At 72.4% G+C, this 17,479-nt stretch carries 14 protein-coding genes; 10 read left to right on the forward strand and 4 right to left on the reverse strand.

All coding sequences use genetic code 11. The features are described from left to right. Positions 1 to 7: 7 nt before the first annotated feature. Both ACWGE1_RS15505 and ACWGE1_RS15510 read right to left on the reverse strand, forming a co-directional pair. Positions 8 to 691 carry a hypothetical protein gene (locus ACWGE1_RS15505; RefSeq protein ID WP_453421015.1) on the reverse strand — a complete coding sequence of 228 codons (684 nt, stop codon included), beginning with the start codon at positions 689 to 691 and terminating at the stop codon, positions 8 to 10. A gap of 168 nt (positions 692 to 859) precedes the next feature. Beyond that, a complete protein-coding gene (locus ACWGE1_RS15510) occupies positions 860 to 5,449 on the reverse strand; it encodes an ATP-dependent helicase (RefSeq protein ID WP_453421016.1) in 4,590 nt (1,529 codons plus the stop codon). Positions 5,450 to 5,529: 80 nt separating this feature from the next. Here ACWGE1_RS15510 and ACWGE1_RS15515 point away from each other — a divergent pair, with 80 nt between their 5' ends. The 7 genes from ACWGE1_RS15515 to ACWGE1_RS15545 all read left to right on the forward strand — a co-directional run bounded on the left by ACWGE1_RS15515 (position 5,530) and on the right by ACWGE1_RS15545 (position 13,009). Further along, the gene (locus ACWGE1_RS15515) at positions 5,530 to 6,372 is read left to right on the forward strand and encodes an AraC family transcriptional regulator (RefSeq protein WP_453421017.1); all 843 of its coding nucleotides are present in this window, start codon (positions 5,530 to 5,532) and stop codon (positions 6,370 to 6,372) included. Between the two features lie 10 nt (positions 6,373 to 6,382). Continuing rightward, positions 6,383 to 7,678: a DUF2716 domain-containing protein gene (locus tag ACWGE1_RS15520; protein WP_453421018.1), complete on the forward strand. Its 1,296-nt coding sequence runs from the start codon at positions 6,383 to 6,385 to the stop codon at positions 7,676 to 7,678. Positions 7,679 to 7,813: 135 nt separating this feature from the next. Further along, on the forward strand, positions 7,814 to 8,461 hold the full coding sequence (locus ACWGE1_RS15525) for an AzlC family ABC transporter permease (RefSeq protein WP_453421037.1): 648 nt from the start codon (positions 7,814 to 7,816) through the stop codon (positions 8,459 to 8,461). Continuing rightward, positions 8,458 to 8,766: an AzlD domain-containing protein gene (locus ACWGE1_RS15530; protein WP_327737746.1), complete on the forward strand. Its 309-nt coding sequence runs from the start codon at positions 8,458 to 8,460 to the stop codon at positions 8,764 to 8,766. Before ACWGE1_RS15525 ends, ACWGE1_RS15530 begins: the two co-directional genes overlap by 4 nt. 1,990 nt (positions 8,767 to 10,756) lie before the next feature. Beyond that, positions 10,757 to 11,071: a hypothetical protein gene (locus ACWGE1_RS15535; protein ID WP_453421019.1), complete on the forward strand. Its 315-nt coding sequence runs from the start codon at positions 10,757 to 10,759 to the stop codon at positions 11,069 to 11,071. A gap of 337 nt (positions 11,072 to 11,408) precedes the next feature. Beyond that, positions 11,409 to 11,972 (forward strand): hypothetical protein, encoded by a 564-nt coding sequence (locus ACWGE1_RS15540; RefSeq protein WP_453421020.1) that lies wholly within the window; start codon positions 11,409 to 11,411, stop codon positions 11,970 to 11,972. Between the two features lie 587 nt (positions 11,973 to 12,559). Next, on the forward strand, positions 12,560 to 13,009 hold the full coding sequence (locus ACWGE1_RS15545; RefSeq protein WP_453421021.1) for a hypothetical protein: 450 nt from the start codon (positions 12,560 to 12,562) through the stop codon (positions 13,007 to 13,009). 412 nt (positions 13,010 to 13,421) lie between these two features. Here ACWGE1_RS15545 and ACWGE1_RS15550 read toward each other — a convergent pair whose 3' ends face one another. Next, positions 13,422 to 14,354: a hypothetical protein gene (locus tag ACWGE1_RS15550; RefSeq protein WP_453421022.1), complete on the reverse strand. Its 933-nt coding sequence runs from the start codon at positions 14,352 to 14,354 to the stop codon at positions 13,422 to 13,424. A gap of 81 nt (positions 14,355 to 14,435) precedes the next feature. Here ACWGE1_RS15550 and ACWGE1_RS15555 point away from each other — a divergent pair, with 81 nt between their 5' ends. Together ACWGE1_RS15555 and ACWGE1_RS15560 are read left to right on the forward strand one after the other, a co-directional pair. Next, complete coding sequence (locus tag ACWGE1_RS15555; protein ID WP_033217375.1) at positions 14,436 to 14,630, forward strand: DUF3046 domain-containing protein; 195 nt, start codon at positions 14,436 to 14,438, stop codon at positions 14,628 to 14,630. 121 nt (positions 14,631 to 14,751) lie between these two features. Further along, positions 14,752 to 15,942 (forward strand): AI-2E family transporter, encoded by a 1,191-nt coding sequence (locus tag ACWGE1_RS15560; protein WP_453421038.1) that lies wholly within the window; start codon positions 14,752 to 14,754, stop codon positions 15,940 to 15,942. On the opposite strand, the gene ACWGE1_RS15565 is transcribed toward ACWGE1_RS15560, so the two are convergent. Then, complete coding sequence (locus tag ACWGE1_RS15565; RefSeq protein WP_453421023.1) at positions 15,896 to 16,651, reverse strand: Clp protease N-terminal domain-containing protein; 756 nt, start codon at positions 16,649 to 16,651, stop codon at positions 15,896 to 15,898. The two genes, ACWGE1_RS15560 and ACWGE1_RS15565, sit on opposite strands and share 47 nt — an antisense overlap. A 122-nt stretch (positions 16,652 to 16,773) precedes the next feature. Between ACWGE1_RS15565 and ACWGE1_RS15570 the strand changes: the two genes are divergently transcribed. Then, the gene (locus ACWGE1_RS15570; RefSeq protein ID WP_453421024.1) at positions 16,774 to 17,397 is read left to right on the forward strand and encodes a class I SAM-dependent methyltransferase; all 624 of its coding nucleotides are present in this window, start codon (positions 16,774 to 16,776) and stop codon (positions 17,395 to 17,397) included. Positions 17,398 to 17,479: the final 82 nt, after the last annotated feature.

The following is a 17,479-nucleotide window of genomic DNA, read 5'->3' on the forward strand; positions in this document are numbered from 1 at the left end:
GTCGGGACTACTTCCAGGCGATGCCCTTGCCGTTGCTCATCGCGTTGTACGGGTTGCCCCAGTACTCGGCGCCGGCGACCTTCACCTGGGCCGACGGGGCGAGGGCGATGGAGCAAGTGGTCTGGGTCCGGCCGTTGGTGAAGCCCTTCGGCATGGACTCCTCCTTGCACTTCTCGAACTTGCCGATGACCGCCAGGCTCTGGGCCTCGGTGCCGTCGCCGAGCAGGCCCCTCATGTGACCGACCGCCGCGTACGACATGTCGGTGGTGCCGACGTTCTTGACGGTGTAGCGGATGTAGTACGGGACCTTCCCGTTCGCCTTGTCGCCGAGGCCCAGCCCCTCCAGGTCGGCGGGGGTGCCCTGTTCGACGGCGGTGACGGTGAGGGCGAGCCGGCTGCCCTTGAAGTCGCCGTAGTCGTACGGGACCTGCGCCGCTTCGCCGATCTTGAAGACCTGGCCGGACTGCGCCGTGCCCGCTGCCCCGGCGGGGGCCTGGCTGCCGCCGGCCGAGGGGCTGGACGAGGCGCCGGCCGAGGCGCCGGGCGTGGGTGAGACGCCGCCCGGGCTGGACGCGGCCGGCTGGGCCGGGAGTTCTTCGTTGCCGTTCTTGCAGCCGGTCAGGGCCAGACTGCCGATGACCGCGAGGCCGACCGCGCCGAGGGTGGTGTTGCGCATGCTGATGGTGCTCACTCTTCTCGTCCCCCATGACTGTGCATTGCCAATGCAACGCATGTGATCATCTTGATAAAGGATGAGTAAGCGGATCGGCCAGCTCAGAGGCCCTCGGCAACGGCCCTGTGACATGCTCAGGACGAGAGCGGGACAGTCGGGACCGTTTGCGGCTGTCAGCAGCGGCCCTCAGGAGCGCATGCGCAAACCCCTCGGGGTGGCATGGAAGCCGGCCGCCTCCAGAGGCGGGCCCAGCGGCGAGGTCAGCGCTGCCGCGGCATTGATCCTTTCCACCGTCAGGGCCGGGAGCGTGCCCGCGCGGGAGGCGGCCGCCAGGGCGGCCGTGGCCGCCGCGAGCCGCGGATCCTCCGGGGCGGGCCAGGCCAGCAGGGTCTTGCCGCCGCGCTCCAGGTACAGAGTGAGCTCCCCGTCCACCAGGACGACCAGGGAGCCCGCCTTGCGGCCCGGCTTGTGGGTGGCCCCGGCCGGGGGCTCGGGCCAGGGCAGGGCCGCGCCGTAGGCGTTCGCCGGGTCGGCGGCCGCCAGCACCACCGCCGCCAGCGGCGGCGGGGTCCGCTCGGCGGCCCGCAGGCGGTCCACCGCGCCGTCCATCGCGAACTGGGCCGCGCCCAGTCCCTCGACCACATAGCCTCGGCGGGCCTGGCCGCTGTCCTCGAAGGCCGACAGGACGCGGTAGACCGCGCTGAAGCCGCCCTCCACCCCTTCCGCGGCGACCGCACCGCGGGTCACCACCCCGTGCCGGTCCAGCAGGGTGCGGGCCAGGGCATGGGCCCGGTGGGTCGGGTCGGGCGCCGCGGACGGCAGCAGGGACCAGCGCCCTGAGACCGTCGGCGGGCCGGTGCGGGACACGGTCGCGCTGAGGGTGCCGTACCGGCCGCGGGGGACCGTGCGCCGGGCCCGGTGGGCCGTCGAGCCCGCCGTGCGGCCCGAGCCGAGCAGCGAGCGCAACGGGGCCAGGGTGTCGTTGGTGAGCCGGCCCGACCAGGCCAGGTCCCAGACGGCCTCGGAGAGAGCGACGTCGGACACCTCGGGGAACTCGGCACGGATGGACTGCGCGATCTGCCGGAAGAACAGCCCGTACCCGCCCGCGAGCGATGCCAGCACCGCCTGGTGGAGGGGGGTCTGCTCCAGCGGGTGCGGCGGGGGCAGCAGCAGCGGGGCCGACTCCGCCAGGTAGAGCGAGACCCAGCCGTCCTTGCCCGGGAGGGCGCCCGCGCCCGCCCAGACCACCTCGCCCGCGGTGGTCAGCTCGTCCAGGAGGCCGGGGGAGTACCCCGCCACCCGGGACGGGAGGATCAGGCGCTCCAGCGCCGAGGCCGGCACCGGGGCTCCCTGCAGCTGCTCGACCGCCCGGGCCAGGCCGTCGAGGCCGCGCAGAGCCCCGCCCAAGTGCTGCCACTGCGGCAGGAAGGTGGCCAGCGAGGTCGGCGGCACCGGTTCCAGCTCCTGGCGGAGCGCGGCGAGGGAACGGCGGCGGAGCCTGCGCAGCACCGTCGCGTCGCACCATTCCTGGCCGATGCCCGCCGGGTGGAATTCGCCCTGCACCACCCGGCCGGCCGCGGCCAGCCGGTGCAGGGCGCCCTCGGTCACCGCAGCGCCCAGGCCGAAGCGGTGGGCGACCGCGGCCGTGGTGAAGGGGCCGTGGGTGCGGGCGTACCGGGCCAGCAGGTCACCGAGCGGGTCCTTCACCGGCTCGGTGAACGCCTCCGGGACGCCGACGGGCAGCGCCGTGCCCAGCGCGTCCCGCAGCCGGCCCGCGTCCTCGATCGCCGCCCAGTGGTCCGCGCCGCCGATCCTGACCGGGATGGCGCGGCGGGCCGCTGCGAGCTCGCGGGCCCAGGCCGGATCGGCCCCGCGCTCGGTCAGCTGGTCCTGCGTCAGCGGGCCCAGCAGGCGCAGCAGGTCGGCCACCGACTCGGGATCCTTGGCCCGCCGGTCCTCCGTGAGCCACTGGAGCTCCCGCTCCAGCTCCTCCAGCACCTGCGCGTCGAGCAGTTCGCGCAGCTCCGCCTGGCCGAGCAGCTCGGCCAGCAGCCGCGAGTCCAGCGACAGCGCGGCCGCCCTGCGCTCGGCCAGGGGCGAGTCGCCCTCGTAGAGGAACTGGGCCACATACCCGAAGAGCAGGGAACGGGCGAAGGGGGAGGGCTCCGGGGTGGTGACCTCGACCAGCCGCACGCGGCGCGCCTCGATGTCCCCCATCAGCTCGGTCAGGCCGGGCACGTCGAAGACGTCCTGGAGGCACTCGCGCACGGCTTCCAGCACGATCGGGAAGGATCCGAACTCCGAGGCCACCTGGAGCAGTTGGGAGGCGCGCTGGCGCTGCTGCCACAGCGGGGTGCGCCGGCCGGGGCTCCGGCGCGGCAGCAGCAGGGCGCGGGCCGCGCACTCGCGGAAGCGCGAGGCGAACAGCGCGGAGCCGCCGACCTGGTCGGTGACGATCTGGTTGACGTCACCGTGGTCGAAGGCGACATCGGCCGCACCCAGCGGGGCCTTCTCGTCGTCGAACTCGAACGCGTGCGGAGCGGCCGGGTCGTGGTCCAGGAGGTCCATGGACAGCAGGTCCGCGTCGGGGAGCCGGAGCACGATCCCGTCGTCCGCGTGCATCACCTGGGCGTCCATGCCGTACTTCTCGGCGAGGCGGGCGCCGAGCGCCAGCGCCCACGGGGCGTGCACCTGCGCGCCGAAAGGGGAGTGGACCACGACGCGCCAGTCGCCCAGCTCGTCGCGGAACCGCTCCACCACGATGGTCCGGTCGTCGGGGACGTGGCCGCAGGCCTCGCGCTGCTCGGCGAGGTACGCCAGGACGTTCTCGGCGGCCCAGGCGTCCAGGCCGGCCGCCAGCAGCCGCAGCCGGGCGTCCTCCTCGGTCAGAGCGCCGAGCTCGCGCAGGAACGCGCCGACCGCGCGGCCCAGTTCGAGCGGGCGGCCGAGCTGGTCGCCCTTCCAGAACGGCAGCCGGCCGGGCACTCCGGGGGCGGGGGTGACCAGGACCCGGTCGCGGGTGATGTCCTCGATCCGCCACGAGGTGGTGCCCAGGGTGAAGACGTCCCCGACCCGGGACTCGTAGACCATCTCCTCATCGAGCTCGCCGACCCGGCCGCCGCCCTTCTTGGGGTCGGAGCCCGCGAGGAAGACACCGAAGAGACCACGGTCGGGGATCGTGCCGCCCGAGGTGACCGCGAGGCGCTGGGCCCCCGGCCGGCCCGTGATCGTCCCCGCCACCCGGTCCCACACCACCCGCGGCCTGAGCTCGGCGAACGCGTCCGAGGGATAGCGCCCGGCCAGCATGTCCAGCACCGCGGTGAACGCCGATTCCGGCAGCGCCGCGAAGGGCGCCGCCCGCCGCACCAGGGCGAGCAGGTCGTCCAGCTGCCAGGTGTCCATCGCGACCATCGCGACCAGCTGCTGCGCCAGGACGTCGAGCGGGTTGGAGGGCACCCGCAGCGACTCGATCGCCCCCGTGCGCATCCGCTCGGTGACCACCGCCGCCTGCACCAGGTCCCCGCGGTACTTGGGGAAGACCACCCCGGTGGAGACGGCGCCCACCTGGTGCCCGGCCCGGCCCACCCGCTGCAGCCCGGAGGCCACCGACGGCGGGGACTCCACCTGCACCACCAGGTCCACCGCACCCATGTCGATGCCCAGCTCCAGGCTGGAGGTGGCGACCACGGCGGGCAGCCGGCCCGCCTTCAGGTCCTCCTCCACCAGTGCCCGCTGCTCCTTGGAGACCGAGCCGTGGTGCGCGCGGGCCAGCAGCGGCGGTGCGCCGAGGGCGGCACCCGACTGGGCCATGATCTCGGCCGGCGGCTTGCCCTCCGGCAGCTTCTCGCCCAGGGCGCGCTCGTACGCGATCTCGTTGAGCCGGTTGCACAGCCGCTCGGCGAGCCGGCGGGAGTTGGCGAACACGATCGTCGAGCGGTGCGCCTGCACCAGGTCGGCGATCCGCTCCTCCACATGCGGCCAGATCGACGGCTTGTCCCCGCCCTCCCTGCCCTCGGTCGCGGGCGAGCCGCCCAACTCGCCCATGTCCTGCACCGGGACGACCACCGACAGGTCGAACTCCTTGGCCGACGGAGGCTGGACGATCTCCACCTTGCCGCGCGGTGCGAGGTACCGGGCCACCTCGTCCACCGGCCGGACCGTCGCCGACAGCCCGATCCGGCGCGCCGGGCGCGGCAGCAGCTCGTCCAGCCGCTCCAGGGAGAGGGCGAGATGGGCGCCGCGCTTGGTCCCCGCGACCGCGTGCACCTCGTCCAGGATCACCGTCTCGATCCCGGCGAGGGCCTCCCGGGCCGCCGAGGTCAGCATCAGGAACAGGGACTCGGGCGTGGTGATGAGGATGTCCGGCGGGCGCGTGGCCAGCGCCCGCCGCTCGGCGGGCGGGGTGTCGCCGGAGCGGATCCCCACCCGGATGTCCGGCTCGGGCAGGCCGAGGCGGACCGACTCCTGGCGGATCCCGGTCAGCGGGCTGCGGAGATTGCGCTCCACGTCGACGGCCAGCGCCTTCAGGGGCGACACATAGAGCACGCGGCAGCGCTTCTTCGGCTCGGCGGGCGGCGGGGCCGAAGCCAGCCGGTCGAGGGCGGCGAGGAAAGCGGCCAGGGTCTTGCCGGAGCCGGTGGGGGCCACCACCAGCACGTCCGAGCCCTCCCCGATGGCCCGCCAGGCGCCCTCCTGCGCGGTGGTGGGCGTGACAAAGGCCCCCGTGAACCACGAGCGGGTCGCGGGGGAGAACGAGTCGAGCGCAGCGCCTGCCATGCCCCCATCGTGCACCCGGCCACTGACAACGGGTCGGACCTGGGGAAACGCGAGACGGCGCGGGGGCGCAGAATGGGGGGATGGGGACGGAAGAGGGCGCCGGGGGCCGCCGGGAGTGGGCACGGCACTGGCAGTACGCGGAACTGCCGGGGCTGGATCTGCTGCGAGCCCACTACGTGCGCCACACCTTCCCGCGCCACGCGCACGACGGGTACGTCATCGCGGCGGTCACCGGCGGCGTCGAGGAGATAGGACTGCCCGGCCACGTCGTGCACGCCGGACCGGGCAGTATCGTCCTGATCAACCCCGAGGTGCCGCACACCGCGCGCGCCGGGGTGCCCGAAGGCTGGGCCTACGCCACCCTCTACCCCTCGCGCGACCTGATCACCGAGGTCGCCGACGAGATCGGCATCCTGCGCGGCACCCCGGGCTTCACCGCAGACATGGTCGCCGACCCGCAGGGCGCCCGCGCGATCACCGAGATCCACCGGGCCGCGGAGGCGGGGAACGCACTGGCCGCCGACACGCTGCTGCGGGGCCTGGTGGCACGGATGCTGACCCGGCACGCCGGCCCGATGCCCTCCCGTACGGTGCAGGGCGCGGGCGGCGCGGACGCGGCGGCGGCCCGGGCCGTACTGCAGGAGCGCATGGCCGACCCGCCGTCGCTGGAGCAGCTCGCGGCGGAGCTGGGTACGAGTCCCTTCGCCCTGCTGCGGGCCTTCCGGGAGCGGTACGGGATGCCGCCGCACACCTGGCTGACCGACGCCCGGGTCCGCCGGGCGCGCCGGCTCCTCGACGCGGGCACCCCGCCGGCGGAGGCGGCCGTCACCGTCGGCTTCACCGACCAGCCCCACCTGAACCGGCACTTCACCCGGATCGTGGGCGTCCCGCCGGGCGCGTACCGGCGGGAGCGGGCCGTCTAGGCCGGCGATCATGGACGTCGGGGGAGTGCTGGCGCGCTACAACGCGCAGGTGCGGGGGCGGGTGCCCGAGTGGCCGCCGATCGGCGCCGTGGTCGAGCGGGACGGACCCCTCGTCCGCACCCACTACGGCACACACGGGACGGTGGAGCACCCACCGCTCCCTGCCTGCGTGCCGGACCTCGACGCGCTGGTCCTGCGCCAGCGCGAAGCCTTCGCGGCGCGGGGGGAGCCCGCGCGGTGGAACGTGTACGGCACGGAGACGCCCGGTCTGGCCGGGGCGCTGGCCGCTGCGGGATTCACGCCCGGGCCCGAGCGCTCGCTGCTGGCCGCCGAGTTCGCGGAGCTGACTCCTGACGGCCCCGACGACCCGGACGGCCCCGACGGTCGGCGGCCGGGGGGCCGGTCCCTCAACAGCGGTACCGAGGACCCGGCTTGGTGGGCGGCGGCCCGCGAGCTGGCAGCCGCATCAGGTCCGCACGCCAAGAGCCTCGCCGAGTTCGAGGCCGACGGTGGCCCCTCCTACGGCCGGGCGGACGCCACCGTGCTGCTGGAGCGGGGGCGGGTGGCTGCCGCGGGGTGGGCGGAGCGCGTCCCGGGGACCTCGTTCGTCTCCCTCGGCGGGCTGACCGGGCCGCATCCCGAGCTCCTGCGGCCCTGGCGGGCGCTGGGGGAAGCCGCCCGCGTGACCGGCCGCCCGGCGACCCACTACGTCGCCGAGGCCGCCGGAGACCTCCGCACGGCGCTGCTGGCGGCCGGCTTCGGCGAGCTGACCACCGTCCGCACCTTCCGCCGGGACCCGCCCGGGCCGCCCGCGCCCGTGCGGCCCGTGCGACGGCTGCTCGGCGAGCCGGACGACGGACCGGTGTGGGAACGGCTGGAGCGGGAGTTCGGCTTCCGGCCCAGCATCAGCCGCTTTCCCGGCTTCGACGAGCCGGCACCCTCCGTCACCTGGTCGCTCGACGCGATCGACCGGGGCGGGGACGAGCTCCTCGACGAGCTCGGCCGGATCGTCCGGCGCGCGCTGCGCGCCGTCACCCGGCCCGGCCGGACGCTGTACTGGCTCGACTGGCAGCACATCGGCTACGCCTTCGACCCGCACCGGGTCGGCGGCCCCGGCCGCCCGAAGTGGCCCGGTTCGGCCTACCCGGACGGCGACTACTACCTCTACCTCGACCCCGACCTGTGCTTCGGCACGTTCGGGCACCCCTGGGAAGGCACGCTCTGCGTGTTCGGGGCGCCCCTGGCGGCCGTCGTGGAGGGGGAGCTGACCGGGCTGCTCGGCGAGCCGGTGCGGCGGCGGGACTGACGCCGGGCGCGCGCAAGAACGTACAAGACCCCCTCGGCGGGCTTCGCATAGTTTCGAGGCGTGGGAGAGAACCAGCTGGTCACAGCACCAGGGATACGTGAGACACAGGCACCCGAAGAGCGGCCGCAGGCCGCCGTGGTACGGGACGCGCTCGGGGTCGGGGTGGCCGTCGGACTGTCCGGGTTCGCCTTCGGTGTGACCGCCGCCGGCGCCGGGATCAGCACCCTGCAGGCCTGCGTACTGAGCCTGCTCGTCTTCACCGGCGCCTCGCAGTTCGCCCTGGTCGGGGCGCTCGCGGCGGGCGGGAACCCGTTCACCGCCGCCGCCGGGGCCTTCTTCCTCGGGACCCGCAACGCCTTCTACGGACTGCGGCTGTCGCAGCTGCTCAAGCTGCCCCGCCCCGTGCGGCCCCTCGCTGCGCACTGGGTGATCGACGAGACCACCGCCGTCGCGCTGGCCCAGCCCGACCGGAAGTCGGCCCGGCTCGGCTTCACCGTCACCGGGCTCACCCTCTACGTGCTGTGGAACCTCACCACCCTGCTCGGCGCGCTCGGCGCCGAGGCCATCGGGGACACCAGGGCGTGGGGGCTGGACGCCGCCGGACCCGCCGTGTTCCTGGCCCTGCTGGCGCCGATGCTGAAGACCTCCACCGAGCGGGCCGTCGCGGCGCTCGCGCTGGTCCTCGGGCTCGGCTTCCTCCCGGTGCTGCCCGCCGGGGTGCCCGTGCTGATCGCCGCCCTGGCCGCCCCCGTCGTGCTGTGGATGAAGGGACGCCGCTCGTGAACGTCTGGATCGCCATCGGACTGACCGTCGTCGGCTGCTACGCCGTCAAGCTCGCCGGGCTGCTCGTGCCCGCCGGGGCCCTGGAGCGGCCGCTCGTACGCCGCCTGGCCGCCCTGCTGCCGGTCGCCCTGCTCGCCGCACTCACCGCGCAGCAGACCTTCAGCACCGGGTCCGCCCTCGTCGTCGACGCCCGTGCCGCCGGGCTCGCGGCCGCCGGGCTGGCGCTCCTGCTGCGCGCCCCGTTCCTGATCGTGGTCGCGGCCGCCGTGGTCGTCACCGCGGGCGTACGGGCCCTGGGCGGCTGACCCCGCTCCTGCGTCATCGCTCTAACAGTCCTCAGTGGGCCCGGATCGGCCAGGAGTCTCGGGACTGCCGAGGGATCGGCACCATGGACATTCGCGCAGGTCGTTCGCCGAGCTCGCTGGAGGAGGCAGGGGCAGGGGCAGGGAAAAACCCGACCTGTATTCGTCCTGAAGCGCCGGCATCGAGCTCATTTGGGTGCAGGGCGGGGTGGCCGACCGAGCCCTGCCTGCTTCGGCCAGGCGGCGGATCGCCTTCATCAGCGCCGCCCGCACCATGTACGCCACCCGTTGTGCCGCAGTCCATGGATCACGAGCAGCCGGGTCACCGCAGGGGGGCATCCTCACGCAACCCTTCTCGCAGACTGTGTCCAGATGATCCGGAAGCCCCGATCCGTGCAACGAAATTTCCTCGTCCGCCGCACGTCTCGGAGGGATGGACCTTCCCCGCGGAAGCGCCCCATCCATTACGGAGAGGGCCTTCACAATGACAGGTCGATGATAATTCTTTCAGTTTAGATATGTCTCGGCTTTCCCCTCGATAATCGGAACGGAATACATCGAGCGCGAATGAGGTCGGCCACCATAGCCCATTTGGCGGCGAGAGGGTGGCGATGTGCGAATTGCCGGGGTTTAAGCCCGCTCATCGATGCGTAAATTGCCGGGGTTTTCACCGCACTCCGACGATGTACGAATTGCCGGGGTTTTTCAGTGATATCGGCCGCCCTTTCCGCTGGGTGTACTTGATCAGGAGGGCTGGCCGAGCGGCCTCGGTGCGTGCCATTGGGCGGCGTTCAGGTACGACTCCTCCGAGCTCTCCGGGTCATGGTTCGCGAGGGCAATACAGCGAGGCGACGGGCGCTGGACGCACTCTCGCCGAGGTTCTTCCGGCGGCCTCACTGCGCCCCGGGCCTCATCGCCCGGGGTGCCTGCATCACGTGCCTCGCCGGAACCCGGGACGCGACGAAGTCGGAGCCGGCGCGAGCGCTCTGCCGTCAGAGCTGCAGTGGTTCGGCGGGTGGAGCCGGCCGCCAGCAAGGGGGCGTCCTGCCGTAGGACGGGTGGCCGACATGGCTCATGAACGACCCGCATGCGGAGACGCCGGCAGCCTCCTCCCCCGGCCATACCGGCACCGCGGCTTCCCGGCGAGACAGCCGGGTGGCGTCTACGTGCAGGGACAGAACCTGCCTGAAGCGTCGTTGGCGCCTCAGCTCAAGGGTGTCCACGACCCAGAGACGGCCGGCCCCCGAGGAGTTCAACGCGGTGAAAACTGTGCCCAGTGCGGTGGAGATCAGCACGATCCACAGGAGGATGCCTCCCACGGCTGGTCCTTTCGAAGGTTGTAGTTGCAAGGACCGCCCGGACCGGAGCCTCGGCGATCGATCGGCATAACGCAGGGGCATATGCCTGGTTGCGCCCTGTCGCCCGATTGCAGCCATGCGCGGCAATCCGCCGGCCTTGGCGTTTCGATCTATTTACCGATGATCGGTCGACTGCTGTGAGCGTCGGACGAGGGCCGCAGCCGACCCTCCGGGCTCCAGGTCTGAGGTCGGCGCGCTTCTTCGGGCCGCGTAGCCGTCCAGGCCCGGGGGAGCGGAGTCGACGGAGCCGATGACGGGGCTCGACGCCGAGGGGGAAACGTCAACGGCGGCCTGCGCACGAGTCGGCGACAGGCGCAGACGCGTCCCTCCGTGCACGGGAGACTCCGCCGGACGGGACTCGGCAAGCGGGAGGGCGGCCGTGGTGACGTACACGCATTGCCGTCGGCCGGCCCGGCGGATGGGCGGAGGCGACGGTCCGTCGCACTGGAGTCCTGAATCGATCCGAGGCTCATCGGCTACCCGAGTCACGGGGGCGGCGCGGCAGCGGGAATAACGTTCCGGCTGTTCGTCTGATCTGTCTGTTGAAACCGATAAGACAGGCCCATCACTTGCCCATCGGCCACCATCACCCGGATGGCGCATACCCTGACCAACATCGACAGCGTTTATGGAATATGACAACAGCAAAGCTCCCCGTCTTCTTCCGCAGGACTGCGGAAGAAGACGGACAGGGAGGCAGTTTTCACTCCGGGGCGATCCGGATCGGGAAGTGGCTTTTCATTCCGGGATCGGCCGGCTCCGGCGTGACCCGGAACGCAACGCTGGAACACGAGAGTCTGGAAATCGATCTGAGTTACTCGTCCTCGATCTTTGAGGACTTCCTCCATACGATGAGCGTGATCCAGACCGACTTCGGCAGGCGGTTGGGGAACGCGGCAGCGTCCGCCACGGCTGTCGGCGAGTGCTCGGGCGGCAGCTCCCGTGTATGAGCCGTACGGGTACCCGGACATCCAGGGTGTCCGCCCCCAGCCGGAGACCTCGGCGTTCTGGGGCCGGCCGGAGCACGTACGGCACCCCTCTCCCGGGGAACCGCTCGACAGGCCCGGCGAGGTGAATCATCCATGGGATCCGGTGGAGGAACTCGCCGGCCTTCTCCAGGAGAGTGCTGCAGCCGGGCAGCGGGAGCCCCTCACCCGAGGCGGTTTCGACGGCACCGGTGACACGGCCAGCACGATCGGCCTTGTCGCAGGGCTGAAGCACTCTCCTCCCGGGCGTCCGCCCGCACGAGCCTCCAGGGGGCACCGCCGGAACCTGAAATCGCCAGTCGTGACCCTGCTGCAAACGGGCAGTCTGTTCACCGCCGCGCTGGTGGGCGCCATCGCCGCTGTGGTGAGCATCCTCAGTGGGCTGGCCATCTGCGACACCCTGCGTCACAGCGCCGGACCCCACACGGCCCGCGAAGTGGTCAGCTGGTGGCCCCTGCTGATCTACGGCCCCTGGATGGTCGCCTCCCTGTCCATCCTCAGATCGGCCTTGCACCAGCGCCGAGCGCTTCATTCCTGGTCCATCGTTCTGCTGTTCTCCACCCTGGCCACGCTTCTGTGCGTGGCCCAGGCACCCAGAACGATCGCCGCCGGGGCGGCCTCCGCTCTTCCTGCAGCCGCGGCGCTGGCCTGCTTCCAACAGCTGGTCCGCCAGATCACGCTGACGCGACCGCCTCGCCAAGCCGCTCCGCGGCACCGAAACCCGGCAGCCTCCGTGTCCGCTCCGCTCAGGCAGACGGCCGCAGCAAGACGTGGCCCGGGCAGTGCCCCTCCCGGCTTCCCCGCGGCAGACAGCAGGGCAGTCCGCTCTCCGTCCCGCAGCAACGGATTCGGATACGGCGCATGACGGTCGTACGCGTGCGGCGGTGCCACGTGCGCAGGTCGGCGCAACGGCCACGGGCCCGGGTGATGGGTTCCTGTTGCCGCAAAAGGTGGTCGGCCGGCCAGGGAGCGGAAAACCTGGGTGAGCGTCCCGGCGGAGACGGTGTTGTCGGACAGCGACGCAAGAGGGCCGAGCAGCACATGGGCGGCAACCGCGAAGAGCGAAGACGGTAGCAGCCGCTAAGTCCTCCCTGGCCAACCCGGTCCTTCCCACACGTCAAAGGGGTGCTCGCCTGCACCTTTGAAACGAAGATCGAAACCGATAGTCACGGGCCGCACCCAGACTCAGTCCGACGGTCTACCCACTCTTGCCCACATCGCGAGACAAGCCCGGGCCGTCCACCGCGGTGCTGTCCGGACCGCACCCGCGCCCCAGGCATCGATCACTGCGGCACACCCGAGCCGCGCGCCGTAGGGAACGGTCATGCCCGGCAACGCGGACGACCCCGTCGGCATCTGCGCGCGCCAGGCACAGGGCCACACCCCGCTGAACCGAATACACCAACGCGCTCCGGCGTCTCGCCTCCACACCCATCACGAGAGATCGGCAACATGTACGAATTGACCTACGCAGAGCGAATCGAGTACAAGCAGCGCCAGGACACCGCGTACCAGGCCGGCGAAGATGCTGTCACCAACCTTCAGGCGGCGCTCAAGCTCGCAGACCTGACCCTTCCCTCCCTGAGCAACGACGGGCCCGTGGCCAGCCACGGCTTCGTCCGGCTCGGAGGATGCAACGCGGCCTTCGCCAACCGGCTCGCCGAAGTCATTGCCGCTGGTGCCCACGCCCTGCAGTACCAACGGAAGGCCGGCAAGGCGGATCAGCCCCTGGAAGGGCTGCAGCAACAGCGCACCGTCCACGGCGTCGAAGCCGACGGCTACCGGATCCTGCGCGCGGAGGCTCCGGCCGCACCGGACCCCATCGTCGCGTTCCTCCTTGCCGTGCGCGACACCACCGGGCATCGAGCCCGCTTGGACCGGAGGGCGACGCCGGCCCACTGAGGCCCTACGGGCTGACGGGCCGGACGTCTTCGCCGGACGCCGCGACCGACTCGGTGCCGAGCAGCGGGCCGCGCTCGCCGGCCCTGGCGTCGGCCGCGCCGCATGGGTGATGCACGCCCCGGCTGATCACGGCCGAAGACACGGTGCAGGCAGAGCGGGGCAGCGGGGGTTCGGGCCACGCAGGGCCCCGGGACAGGATGCGTCCCGGGGCCAGGCGCCGCGGCACCGCAAGCGGGGTCGTGCACCTGAGGCGACAGCATGAACAGACACAGACGCTGCACCAGTGCGCAACGCTTTCAGCGGCTGAGGCTGCAGGCACGGCCGGTGCCTCCAGCAGGGGAAGCGATGTGGCTCCCGGAGCACCCGGCGGCGGACTGCCCGGCCGGTGCACGTGGCTCTCACCCGGCAGGTGTCACTCGGGCAGGCGCCCGTACGCCCTCAGGGTCAGCAGCGCCTCCAGGGTGGCGATCGGCCGCCGCTCCAGCGAGCTCCCCGGGGCCCAGGCCTCGCGGCGGACCGGCCAGCCGCCGTCCACCTGCTGCGCGGCGGCCAGGTGGTCCAGCGAGCGGCGGATCTCCTCGTCCGTGAACCAGCCGCGGGCCAGTGACTCGGGCCGCCGCGCGAAGTCGTGCGGGAACAGCTGCTCGCCCGGCGCATAGCCCGGGGCCGGCGGGTACTCCGTCCGCCGCCGCGGATCCAGCACCACCAGCCGCTCCTCGCGCACCAGCCGTCCCAGCCGGTCCGCGGCCGCCGCCGCCCGCGCCCGGTCGGGGATGCCGTCGAGGAAGGCGACCGCGCTCTGGATCTCGTACGGATGCGAGTGGCGCAGGCTCTCGACCCGGTCCCAGCAGAAGTCCGTGGCCCGGAAGAGCCAGGCGTGCCAGATCTGGTTGCGGTGCAGTACGCCGACGACGGGGCCCGTGGTGAGGAGCTCGCCCGGCGGGTCGTCGTACACCGGGTGGTACGGGGCGGCGGGATACCCCCGGGGGGCCGGGAAGACCACCGGAAGCGCGCCGTCCGCGGTGGAGACCCCGGTCAGGTGCCGGCACAGCCGCTCGATGCGCTGCCCGGAGCAGCGGCCCAGGCTGTCCAGCACGCGCAGGGCGTGGGCGGTGTGCAGGGGCTGGCTGAGCGGACCGCGCAGATCCGGGTCGAGTGCGTGACCGTAGCCTCCGTCCGCGTTGAGATACGAACCGAGGGCCGCGTCCACCGGGTCGGCGTCCCCGCCGAGGAAGTGGAACGCGAACCGCCGCTGCTCCAGCACGCGGGCCGTCAGCCAGATGAACCCCTCGGCGCGGGCCAGCGGGTTCTGTGGGGGTTGCGGGGAAGCTTCGTCTCCGGGCATGCGTGCAACGTAGGACGCGGTGGTGCGGCCAGGAGGGCCGAACGCTGCCGGTGCACTCTCCCGGGGCGGGATACTGGGGGCATGCGGTTGACGATTTTCTGGGAACGGATGGCGGAGCACTTCGGCGCGGGCTATGCCGACTCCTTCGCGCGGGACCACGTCATGACGGAGCTCGGCGGGCGGACCGTCCACCAGGCGCTGGACGCGGGCTGGGAGACCAAGGACGTGTGGCGCGCGGTGTGTTCGGCGATGGACGTGCCGGCGTCGCTGCGCTGACGCAGCGCCCGGTGCGGGGGCTGCCGGACGGCCGCTTCGCGCTGCGGGGCGCCGGTGGGACAGACTTGGCGGCGTGGCAGCCAGTGAAGAGACGACGGATCAACCCGCAGACGCACGAGGAGTGACACCGCCGGCAGGGGCGCAGGAGCCAGGGTTGCCGGGGCCGCAGGGGCCGCCCGGCCCGCCGGCGCCCGGTGCGGCCCCCGCCGCGGACGATGCGCGGATGCCGCGGTGGCTGCCGCGCGCCGTGATCCTCGTGCTGGCCCTCGTCGCCTGCTTCCAGCTCGGCAGCTGGGCCTTCCACCAGCTGATCGGGCTGCTCGTCAACATCCTGATCGCGTTCTTCCTCGCGCTCGCGATCGAGCCCGCGGTCGCCAGGATGGCGGCCGCGGGCATGCGCCGCGGGCTCGCCACCTTCGTGATGTTCCTCGCGGTGTTCGTCGTGACCGTCGGCTTCCTGGCGCTGCTCGGCTCGCTGCTCGCCGGGCAGATCGTCGCCATGGTCGAGGGCTTTCCGGGCTATCTCGACGCGGTGATCAAAGCGATCAACTCCACCTTCCACACCGAGCTGTCCCGGCTGGAGATCCAGGAGAGCGTGCTGCGCTCCGACTGGCTGCGCAAGTACGTGCAGAACAGCGCGTCCGGCGTGCTCGACGTCTCCGCCCAGGTGCTCGGCGGACTCTTCAAGCTGCTGACGATCGGGCTGTTCTCCTTCTACTTCGCCGCCGACGGACCGCGGCTGCGGCGCGCGCTGTGCTCCGTGCTGCCGCCCGCGAAGCAGGCAGAGGTGCTGCGGGCCTGGGAGATCGCCGTGGCCAAGACGGGCGGCTACCTCTACTCGCGCGGGCTGATGGCGCTGATCTCCGGTGTCGCGACCTACATCGTGCTGGCGGTGCTCGGGGTGCCGTACGCGCCCGCGCTCGCCGTGTGGGTGGGGCTGGTCTCCCAGTTCGTCCCCACCATCGGCACCTATCTCGCGGGCGCGCTGCCGGTCCTGCTCGCCTTCACCGTCAATCCCTGGTACGCGCTGTACGTACTCGGCTTCGTGGTGATCTACCAGCAGTTCGAGAACTACGTCCTCCAGCCGAAGCTGACCTCGAAGACCGTCGACATCCATCCGGCGGTGGCCTTCGGATCGGTCGTCGCGGGCACCGCCCTGCTGGGCGCGGTCGGGGCGCTCATCGCGATCCCGGCCGTCGCCACCCTGCAGTCCTTCCTCGGTGCGTACGTCAAGCGCTACGAGCTGACGCGGGACGCGGACAGTTCTACGTCTCGTCCGAGGCGACGCGTACGACTGCCAAGGCTTCGCTGACGGTCGCCTCGACGGCGGCCTTGTCGAGGCCGAGGCCGTTCAGCGGGCCCTCGCCGTTCTCCAGCTCCAGGAGCGCGAGCAGGATGTGCTCCGTGCCGACGAAGTCGTGGCCCAGGCGCAGGGCCTCGCGGAAGGTGAGCTCCAGGGCCTTCTTCGCGGACGCGTCGAAGGGGATCAGGTCGGGGACCTCCGCCCCGGCCGGCGGGAGCAGGGCGGTCACGGCGGCGCGTACGTCGTCCGCCGCCACCCCGTGGGCGCGCAGGGCGTACCCCGAGAGGCCCTCGGGTTCGGAGAGGAGGCCGAGGACCAGGTGCTCGGTGCGGATCTCGGCGCCGCCGGCGGCGCGGGCCTCGTTCTGTGCGGTCACGACCACGTTGCGGGCGCGGGGGGTGAAGCGGCCGAAGCCCGCGTTCGGGTCGAGGCCGGTGGCACCTTCCTTGTCCGCCTTGGGGACGAAGCGCTTCTGGGCGGCCTGGCGCGTGACGCCCATGCTGCGGCCGATGTCGGTCCAGGAGGCTCCGGAGCGGCGGGCCTGGTCGACGAAGTGGCCGATGAGGTGATCGGCGACGTCCCCGAGGGCCTCGGCCGCGACGACGGCGCCGCTGAGCTGCTCCAGGGTGTCGGTGTGGACCTTCTTGATGGCCTCGATGAGGTCGTCGAGGCGTACCGGGTTGGTCATGCGAACGGGTTCCACTGAAGGGTTCGTCATAGAGGCAACCCTAGGTTGACACTTCGAGGAGTGTCAACCGTCGGTTGTCACTCGGGCGGGCCTTCGTGGCGGCGGCGCGGCGGTGCCATGCTGAGGAGGAGGTGCGAGACGCGGAGGGTGCCATGGGGTTCTACGCCGACCAGGCAGTGCCGCGGATCCTCAACGCCGCCTGCGGGGCCAAGACGGCCCGGCCGCTGCGGCGCCGGGTCTGCGAGGGGCTCAGCGGCGAGGTCGTCGAGATCGGCTTCGGCGCAGGACACAACGTCCCCTTCTATCCGCCGGGCATCAAGGGCGTGGCGGCGGTCGAGCCCTCCGACGTCGCGTGGCGACTGGCCGCGAAGCGCGTCCGGGACTCCCGCGTCCCGGTACGGCGGGCAGGCCTGGACGGCCAGTCCTTGCCGTTCGAGGACGGCGGTTTCGACTGTGCGCTGTCCACCTGGACGCTGTGCACCATCCCGGACGCCGTCGCCGCCCTGCGCGAGCTGCGACGCGTCCTCAGGCCGGGGGGAACCCTGCACTTCCTCGAACACGGGCTCGCCCCGGAAGGGGACTGGCGCGTGCGCCGTCGGCAGCGACGGCTCGAGCCGCTGAACATGCGGATCCTGGGCGGATGTCACCTCACCCGGTCGGCGCCGGACCTGCTGAGGGCGGCCGGATTCACCATCACCGCCCTCGACGTCTTCTACGAGGAGGGCGCGCCGAAGTTCCTGTGCGCCTACTCCCTCGGAGTGGCGGTCTCCCTCTGACTCCCCGCGAGCCGGCGGCCCGTCACGAAACCATCACGAGGGACACGGGCCCGGACGGTCCCTGGCAGCATCGGTCGCACCG

The organism is Streptomyces sp. NPDC054932 (genome assembly GCF_053610205.1).

Coding starts and splice junctions, on each gene's coding strand:
- ACWGE1_RS15555 (WP_033217375.1), top strand. CDS start 14,436: ATGCGGTTGACGATTTTCTGGGAACGGATGGCGGAGCACTTCGGCGCG.
- ACWGE1_RS15565 (WP_453421023.1), bottom strand. CDS start 16,651: ATGACGAACCCTTCAGTGGAACCCGTTCGCATGACCAACCCGGTACGC.
- ACWGE1_RS15510 (WP_453421016.1), bottom strand. CDS start 5,449: ATGGCAGGCGCTGCGCTCGACTCGTTCTCCCCCGCGACCCGCTCGTGG.
- ACWGE1_RS15515 (WP_453421017.1), top strand. CDS start 5,530: ATGGGGACGGAAGAGGGCGCCGGGGGCCGCCGGGAGTGGGCACGGCAC.
- ACWGE1_RS15520 (WP_453421018.1), top strand. CDS start 6,383: ATGGACGTCGGGGGAGTGCTGGCGCGCTACAACGCGCAGGTGCGGGGG.
- ACWGE1_RS15535 (WP_453421019.1), top strand. CDS start 10,757: ATGACAACAGCAAAGCTCCCCGTCTTCTTCCGCAGGACTGCGGAAGAA.
- ACWGE1_RS15550 (WP_453421022.1), bottom strand. CDS start 14,354: ATGCCCGGAGACGAAGCTTCCCCGCAACCCCCACAGAACCCGCTGGCC.
- ACWGE1_RS15545 (WP_453421021.1), top strand. CDS start 12,560: ATGTACGAATTGACCTACGCAGAGCGAATCGAGTACAAGCAGCGCCAG.
- ACWGE1_RS15570 (WP_453421024.1), top strand. CDS start 16,774: ATGGGGTTCTACGCCGACCAGGCAGTGCCGCGGATCCTCAACGCCGCC.